Genomic DNA, 7,018 nt, shown 5'->3' with positions numbered 1-7,018 from the left:
GCCGCCTGGTTCCGCTCGATGGACGAGCTGCTGCCGATCCTTGAGCGCGAGGGCGTGACGCTCTCGGTCGAGCCGCACCCGGAGGACTGGATCGAGCAGTACCAGCCGGCCTGCGACATCGTGCGCAACATCGGCTCCAAGGCCTTGAAGCTCAGCTTCATCGCGCCGCACACCTTCTATTACGGCCGCGACATCGGCGCGATGGTGCGCGAGGCGGGCGATCTGCTGGCGCATGTGCGCGTGGCCGACACCTTCGACCACACCAAGAGCAGCCAGCTGCGCTACATCGTCAACCCGCCGGGCTCCAGCCAGGTGCGGGTGCATCAGCACCTGGACATCGGCCAGGGCGAGGTGGACTTCGACGGCCTGTTCAAGGCGATGGCCGACATCGGCTTCGACGGGCTGGTCTCGGCCTGTGTGTTCGCTTGGGAGGAACGCGCGGCCGAATCGAGCCGGCTGATGCGCCAGGGCATCGACCAGCTGGTGGCGCGGCACTTCAGCGCGCGCTGAACAGCGCCACCACCCGCCCGCGCAGCCAGCGGCTGCCTTCGTCGTGGTGGTGGCGGGCGTGCCAGTGCTGGCGCACCGCGAAGCCCTCGACCTCGACCGGGCAGGCGTGCAGCTGCAGCGCGTGGGTGTCGGCCAGCGTCGTGCCGATGTGGCGCGGCAGCGTGACGATCAGGTCGGTGCTGCCGACGAGCGCGCCCAGCCCGAGAAAGCCCGGCAGCTCCAGCACGACACGCCGCTCGATGCGCGCGCGCACCAGCGCCTGGTCCAGCAGGTGCGCGCCGGTGCCGGCGGCGATCAGCACATGGCCCTCGGCGCGGTAGGCGGCCGCATCCAGCACCGCGCCGTCCAGCCGGGGATGCGCGCGCCGGCTCAGGCAGACCCAGTCCTGCTCGAAGAGCTGCTGCTGATAGAGCCCGTCGCCCAGCCAGGGCACATGCCCGATGGCCAGATCGAGCTCGCCGCTTTCGAGCGCCCGGCCAGTGTGGCCGTCGATGCCGGCGATCTCCAGCCGCAGGCCGGGCGCGGCGTCGTGCAGGTCGGCCAGGAGCCGCGGCAGCAGCGTCACATGGCTGGCGTCGGTCATGCCGATGCGCAGGCGCCGCCGTGTCGTGGCCGGATCGAAGCCCGGCTGCCAGGTCGGCAGCCGGCGCAGCGCCTCCAGGATCTCCCGGCAGGGCTGGATCAGCGCGTCCGCGCGCGGCGTCGGGGCCATGCCGCCGGGCACCCGCACGAACAGCGGATCGCCCAGCTGCGCGCGCAGCCGCCCCAGCCCCAGGCTGACGGTGGGCTGGCTCTGGCCGAGCTGCTCGGCCGTGCGGGTGACGCTGCGCGTGTCGTAGAGCCGGTCGAAGAGCTGCAGCAGGCGGGGCTCGGGCAGGTCGGGCATCGTCATGGTTCATTGCTCCAGGCAATGATGATATTGCCCGCATTGAATTGATCGAATAAGCGCCGCTGCCTATCGTGCCGAGCACACGAAGGAGTTCGCTTGAAGATCACCATCCTGGGCGCGGGAGCGCTGGGCAGCGCCATCGGCGCCGCATTGACCGAGGCCGGCCACGAGGTCTGGCTGCTGAACCGCTCGGCCGCGCATGTCGAGGCCATGCGCCGTGAGGGCCTGCGCGTCGACGACGAGCGCGGCAGCCGCCACATCGCGGTGCGGGCCACCCAGCGGCCGGAGGAGGCGGGCGTCTCCGAGCTGGTCATCGTGCTGGTCAAGTCCGCGCACACCGAGGCGGCGATGCGCGGGGCACTCGCGCTGATCGGCCCCGACACCATGGTGATGCCGCTGCAGAACGGCCTGGGGCACGAGGAGGTGCTGGCCGATCTGGTCGGCATCGAGCGTGTGCTGGTGGGCCGCACCTATGTCGGCGGGGTGATGCGCGGCCCCGGCCACATCCAGGCCGGCCTGACCGGCAAGGCCACGGTGATCGGCGAGCTCGACGGCCGCCTGTCGCCGCGGGTGCAGGCCCTCGCCGAGGTCTTCAACCAGGCCGGGCTGCAGACCACCGTCAGCCTCAACATCCTGGGCACGGTCTGGGACAAGCTGCTGGTCAATGTGGCCACCGGCGCGCTCACCGGCATCACCCGCCTGAGCTACGGCCCGCTCTATGACGAGCCGCTGCTGGCCGCCACCGCCCAGGCCGCCGTGGCCGAGGCCATGGCCGTGGCCCGCGCCGCCGGCATCGCCCTCAGCCTGAGCGAGCCGGCGCAGGCCTGGCAGCTCGCCAGCGCCGGCCTGGGGCCGGGCTTCAAGACCTCGATGCTGCAGAGCCTGGAAAAGGGCGCGCTCACCGAGATCGACTTCATCAACGGCGCCGTGGTGCGCCAGGGCGAACGCCTGGGCGTGCCCACCCCCGTCAACCGCACGCTGGTGGCCTGCATCAAGGGCATCGAACGCGCCATGACCGACCGACAACGCGAGGAGACCGTCCAATGACCACGAAGGCCTATCTGGAACACGTCGCCCTGTGGGTGAAAGACATCCACTGGCACATCCGCTTCTTCCACGACGTGCTGGGCATGCCCCTGCGCGAGGTGCAAGGCACGGTGGAACAGCCGCAGCAGGTCTGGACCCTGGGCGGGCTGCAGTTCATCGCCAGCCCGCACTTTGAGGGCCCCGAGGGCCGCCTCGCCCACCTGGGCGTGATGTGCGACGACCTGGAAGCCGCGCTCGCCGCCGCCCAGGCCTTCGGCGTGACCGAGATGCCGCAGGGCCGCAACTGGCTGCGCCTGCCCGATGGCCTGGCCGTCGAACTGATCCAGGCCAGCCCAGGCAGCGTGGCCCAGGCCCTGGCCGTCAACCCCCGCGCCTGACGGGGCCGCCGCTCCGCACGCTGCCCCCACCCCTTCGGAAAGAACCGCCATGAGCCCCGAGAAATACTGGGACGACGCCCGCGAGGGCGACACCTGCATCAGCCCCAGCTACGTCGTCACTAAGGAACGCATCCAGGCCTACGCCGACCTCACCGGCGACCACACCCCCGTGCATGTGGACGAGGCCTACGCCCAGGCCAGCCACTTTGGCTGCCTGGTGGCGCACGGCCTGTTCGGCCAGTCCATCGCCGATGGGCTCAAGACGCAGAGCGACTACCGCTTCCTGCCCGGCATGTCCCTGGGCTGGACCTGGGACTTCCTGCTGCCCATCAAGGTCAACGACGTGCTGCATGTGCGTTTTCGGGTCGGCACGATGCGTGCCAGCCGCAGCAGGCCCGGCTGGGGCATCGTGGTGCTGCCCAGCGAGCTGATCAACCAGCACGGCCAGGTGGTGCAAAAGGGCGAGCACCGGCTGATGGTGCCGCGCCGGCCGGGGGCGGTGGAGGCCAGCGCCCATGGTGAACAAAGCGCCCACAGCACCGACAACACCCCCGGAGCCACCGCATGAGCGCCGCCACCCCGCAAGCGCTGCCGCTGCGCGGCATCCGCGTCATCGACTACTCGCACTTCCTGGCGGGCCCCTACGTCGGGCGCTGCCTGGCCGCGCTGGGCGCCGAGGTCATCAAGGTGGAGCGGCCGGGCAGCGGCGACGCCGGCCGCCAGCACGCCACCGTTCTGGACGACCAGAGCAGCGGCTACTTCCTGCAGCTCAACATGGGCAAGCAGGGCGTGAGCGTGAACCTCAAGGACCCACGCGGCCGCGACTTCATGCACCGCCTGTGCGACAGCGCCGACGTGTTCATCGAGAACTACCGCCCCGGCGCCCTCGACAAGCTGGGCCTGGGCCAGGCCGAGCTGCGGGCGCGCAACCCGCGGCTGGTGTATTGCAGCATCTCGGCCTATGGCCACACCGGGCCCGACGCGCACCGCGCCGGCTTCGGCCTGATCGCCGAGGCCAAGAGCGGCATCATGCAGATGGTGGGCACGCCGGGCGAGGCGCCGCCGCTGCTGCGCATCTCGCTGGGCGACATGTACACCGGCATCCACGCGGTGGCGGCCATCAATGCCGCGCTGCTGGGCCGGGTCCGCAGTGGCCAGGGGCAGCACATCGACATGGCGCTCTACGACACCCTGGTCTCCATGCACGAGTACGCGGTGCAGTGCTACACGCTCCAGGGCGTGCTGCCCGAGCAGACCGGGCACGACATGCCCACCTCCACCCTCTACGGCGTGTTCCGCGCCGCCGATGGCGACCTGGTGATCGCCGCCCAGGTCGATGACGCCTGGAAGCGCTTTGCCGCGCTGGTCGAGGCCCACGGCGGCCCGGCCGGCTTTGGCCAGGACACCCGCTTCCACCACGCGGTGGGCCGCAACGCCGGGCGCGAGGCCATCCTGGCCGTCGTCAAGCCCTGGGTGGCGGCGCGCCGCGTGGCCGACATCCTGGCGCTGCTGGACGGCATCGACGTGCCCGCGGCCAAGGTGCAGCGCATCGACGAGGTGCTGGCTGACCCGCAGATCCAGGCCCGCGGCATGGTGCTGGAACAGCAGCACCCGCGCTACGGCGCGCTGCGCCTGCCCAACCTGCCCTTCCGCTTCAGCGACTGCCACACCCCCGTGCCCGCCGTGGCACCTGACCTGGGCGAGCACAACGCCGACGTGGCCCGCGCCCTGGGCTACAGCGAGGCCGAGATCGCCGCGCTGCAGGCCGCCGGCGTGCTGGCCAGCCACCGCCCCCGCCCCACCGGAGACCAGCCATGAGCGACCGCTACGCCGTCATCGGCCACCCCATCCAGCACAGCAAGTCCCCGCTGATCCACGGCCTTTTCGCCCAGGCCTGCGGCCACAGCCTGCGCTACGAGGCGCTGGAGGGCCCGCTCACGCCAGCCGACGGCTTCGAGCGCCAGGTGCTGGACTTCCGCGCCGCGGGCGGCCTGGGCCTGAACATCACCGCCCCGTTCAAGCTGCGCGCCTGCGCCCTGGCCGACGAGCGCAGCGAGCGTGCCGCGCTGGCCGGCGCCGCCAATGCGCTGAAGTTCGAGGGCGGGCGCATCCTGGCCGAGAACTTTGACGGCATCGGCCTGCGCCGCGACATCGAGGTCAACCTGCAATGCCCCCTGGCCGGCCGCCGCGTGCTGCTGCTGGGCGCCGGTGGCGCGGCCCGGGGCGCGCTGCTGCCCTTCCTGGCCGCCGGCCCGGCCACCCTGGTGCTGGCCAACCGCGACGAAGCCAAGGCCCACGCCCTGGTGGCTGAGGTGGCGGCAGTGGCCGCAGGTCGCCAAGGCCAGCCCGGCGCCGCCACGCTGCAGGCCTGCGGCTACGGCGAGCTGGCCGCGCAGGGCCGCTTTGACCTGGTGGTCAACGCCACCTCCGCCAGCCTCACCGGCCAGCTGCCGCCGGTGCCCGCCAGCGTGTTCAGCCCCATGGGCACCGCCTACGAACTGGCCTATGGCAAGGGCCTGACGCCCTTCCTGGCGCTGGCCCGCCAGGCCGGCGTGCGCGGCGTGGCCGATGGCGTGGGCATGCTGGTGGAGCAGGCGGCCGAGGCCTTTGCCTGGTGGCGCGGCGTGCGCCCGGCCACCACCGCCGTGATCGACCGCCTGACCGTGCCGCTGGACTGACCCGCACCGCCCTCGCCTCTCCCGGAAGGAATCGACGATGAAACGCATCCTGATGCTGCATGGCATCAACCACAACATGTTCGGCCGCCGCGACCCGCGGCAGTACGGCACCCTCACCCTGGACGACATCAACGCCCAGCTCCAGGCCCTGGCCCAGACCCTGGGGGTCACCGTCGAGACTTTTCAGACCAACCACGAGGGCGCCATGGTGGAGCGCATCCACCAGGCCTACTTCGACGGCGTGGACGCCGTGCTGATCAACGCCGGCGCCTGGACGCACTACAGCTACGGCCTGCGCGACGCACTGGCCATCCTGACCTGCCCCATCGTCGAGCTGCACATGTCCAACATCCACGCCCGCGAGCCCTTCCGCCACCACTCGGTCTTCGCCGAGATCGTGCAGGGCCAGATCAGCGGGCTGGGCCTCGACAGCTACCTGGCGGGGCTGCGCGCGGCCGTGTCGCTCGCCGAGGCCCGCTCGCCGGCCTGACGACACAGGCCCAGCGGGCCGATCAGCCCGCACCAGCCGGCCAGGTCGCCGTGGGCGTCCGCCGGCGCGTGCGCCTCGACCGCAAGAACGCCCGCCGGCGCCTGCCAGGTCAGCCCGCTGTGCAGCCGCAGCAGCTCCTGCGTGAAGGGGTGCACCAGCTCCAGCGTCTGCGCATGCAGCCACAGCCGCTGCCGCCCGAGCCGCTCGGCCCACCAGCGGTTCAGCGGGCCCTTGCCGTGGGTGGCGTCACCGAGGATGGGGTGCGCCAGGTGCTTGAGATGGCGGCGGATCTGGTGGCGCCGCCCGGTCAGCGGCTCGGCCTCGACCAGCGACACGCGCGTCGAGGGAAAGCGCCCGTCGCTGGACTCCTGCCGCTCGAAGGCGGCCAGCCGGCGCAGCCGGGTCTGCGCGGGCTGCGCCGGGGCGTCGGCGGGCGCGTCATCCAGGCGCAGCGCGTGATCGACCCAGGCCTCGGCCGGCGCCCAGCCGCGCACCAGCGCCAGATAGCGCTTGCGCACCTCGCCGGCGGCCATGAAGGCCTGGCCCAGGCGGCGCGCGGCCTCCGGGTGCAGGGCCAGCAGCAGCACGCCGCAGGTGCCCTTGTCGAGGCGGTGCACCGGATGCACATGCGTGCCGCCGAGCTGGTCGCGCAGCGTCTGCACCACGAAGCGGGTCTCGCCGGCGTCCAGGCCGGTGCGGTGCACCAGCCAGCCCGCGGGCTTGCGGATGGCGATCAGGTGCTCGTCCTGCCAGAGCACCGGCAGGGGCATCGGCATCGGCAGGGCATCGGTCGTCGGGTCGTTCATGCGCCGATCATCGCGCACCCGAGCGGTACCGGACCGGCGTCCGCCACGCACCAGGGCGGTGCCTGTGAAGCTCTTTGAGGCATGGCACCAGAATTGCGCTTTTGATTTGTGAAATCAATCACGAACTCGGGGCGGCGTGCACGAAGGAAAACCGCTGGCATGGCCGTTGCTGCACAGGGATCGAGCACGCGACCCGCGGCTCGACGCTTCACCGGCTGTGC

The 7,018-nt window shown here is 71.8% G+C and carries 8 protein-coding genes and 1 pseudogene; 7 read left to right on the top strand and 2 right to left on the bottom strand.

Annotated elements, in window-relative coordinates; all coding sequences use genetic code 11:
* A partial coding sequence (locus tag BW996_RS19080) for a sugar phosphate isomerase/epimerase family protein (protein WP_139330952.1) occupies nucleotides 1-510 on the top strand: 510 nt, incomplete at its 5' end.
* Here the strand turns inward: BW996_RS19080 and BW996_RS19075 are convergent.
* Nucleotides 497-1,402 (bottom strand): LysR family transcriptional regulator, encoded by a 906-nt coding sequence (locus BW996_RS19075; protein WP_037484351.1) that lies wholly within the window; start codon nucleotides 1,400-1,402, stop codon nucleotides 497-499. The two genes, BW996_RS19080 and BW996_RS19075, sit on opposite strands and share 14 nt — an antisense overlap.
* Before the next feature lie 93 nt (nucleotides 1,403-1,495).
* On the opposite strand from BW996_RS19075, the gene BW996_RS19070 reads away from it, so the two are divergent.
* The 6 genes and pseudogenes from BW996_RS19070 (at nucleotide 1,496) to aroQ (ending at nucleotide 5,991) form a co-directional block, all read left to right on the top strand.
* Entirely contained in the window at nucleotides 1,496-2,446 is a 951-nt protein-coding gene (locus tag BW996_RS19070; RefSeq protein ID WP_037484349.1) for a ketopantoate reductase family protein, read from the top strand.
* Nucleotides 2,443-2,823 carry a VOC family protein gene (locus tag BW996_RS19065; RefSeq protein ID WP_037484347.1) on the top strand — a complete coding sequence of 127 codons (381 nt, stop codon included), beginning with the start codon at nucleotides 2,443-2,445 and terminating at the stop codon, nucleotides 2,821-2,823. Before BW996_RS19070 ends, BW996_RS19065 begins: the two co-directional genes overlap by 4 nt.
* A gap of 49 nt (nucleotides 2,824-2,872) precedes the next feature.
* Nucleotides 2,873-3,322, top strand: a pseudogene (locus tag BW996_RS19060) (MaoC family dehydratase); the annotation flags it as partial.
* 65 nt (nucleotides 3,323-3,387) lie between these two features.
* Nucleotides 3,388-4,641 carry a CaiB/BaiF CoA transferase family protein gene (locus BW996_RS19055; RefSeq protein ID WP_037484345.1) on the top strand — a complete coding sequence of 418 codons (1,254 nt, stop codon included), beginning with the start codon at nucleotides 3,388-3,390 and terminating at the stop codon, nucleotides 4,639-4,641.
* A complete protein-coding gene (gene aroE / locus BW996_RS19050) occupies nucleotides 4,638-5,501 on the top strand; it encodes a shikimate dehydrogenase (RefSeq protein ID WP_037484343.1) in 864 nt (287 codons plus the stop codon). Before BW996_RS19055 ends, aroE begins: the two co-directional genes overlap by 4 nt.
* Nucleotides 5,502-5,538: 37 nt before the next feature.
* Nucleotides 5,539-5,991 carry a type II 3-dehydroquinate dehydratase gene (aroQ, locus tag BW996_RS19045; protein WP_037484341.1) on the top strand — a complete coding sequence of 151 codons (453 nt, stop codon included), beginning with the start codon at nucleotides 5,539-5,541 and terminating at the stop codon, nucleotides 5,989-5,991.
* On the opposite strand, the gene BW996_RS19040 is transcribed toward aroQ, so the two are convergent.
* Complete coding sequence (locus BW996_RS19040; RefSeq protein ID WP_081838247.1) at nucleotides 5,934-6,797, bottom strand: pseudouridine synthase; 864 nt, start codon at nucleotides 6,795-6,797, stop codon at nucleotides 5,934-5,936. The genes aroQ and BW996_RS19040 overlap by 58 nt on opposite strands.
* Between the last annotated feature and the right edge of the window lie 221 nt (nucleotides 6,798-7,018).

This window comes from Sphaerotilus natans (assembly GCF_900156335.1).
Taxonomy (GTDB): Bacteria; Pseudomonadota; Gammaproteobacteria; order Burkholderiales; family Burkholderiaceae_C; genus Sphaerotilus; species Sphaerotilus natans.
The sequence above is the reverse complement of the archived record's forward strand: the minus strand, read 5'-3'. Positions and strand labels throughout refer to the sequence as shown.

Excerpts from the sequence above, each read along its gene's own strand:
- BW996_RS19075 (WP_037484351.1), bottom strand. The coding sequence starts at position 1,402 with ATGACGATGCCCGACCTGCCCGAGCCCCGCCTGCTGCAGCTCTTCGAC.
- BW996_RS19065 (WP_037484347.1), top strand. The coding sequence starts at position 2,443 with ATGACCACGAAGGCCTATCTGGAACACGTCGCCCTGTGGGTGAAAGAC.
- BW996_RS19055 (WP_037484345.1), top strand. The coding sequence starts at position 3,388 with ATGAGCGCCGCCACCCCGCAAGCGCTGCCGCTGCGCGGCATCCGCGTC.
- aroE (WP_037484343.1), top strand. The coding sequence starts at position 4,638 with ATGAGCGACCGCTACGCCGTCATCGGCCACCCCATCCAGCACAGCAAG.
- aroQ (WP_037484341.1), top strand. The coding sequence starts at position 5,539 with ATGAAACGCATCCTGATGCTGCATGGCATCAACCACAACATGTTCGGC.
- BW996_RS19040 (WP_081838247.1), bottom strand. The coding sequence starts at position 6,797 with ATGAACGACCCGACGACCGATGCCCTGCCGATGCCGATGCCCCTGCCG.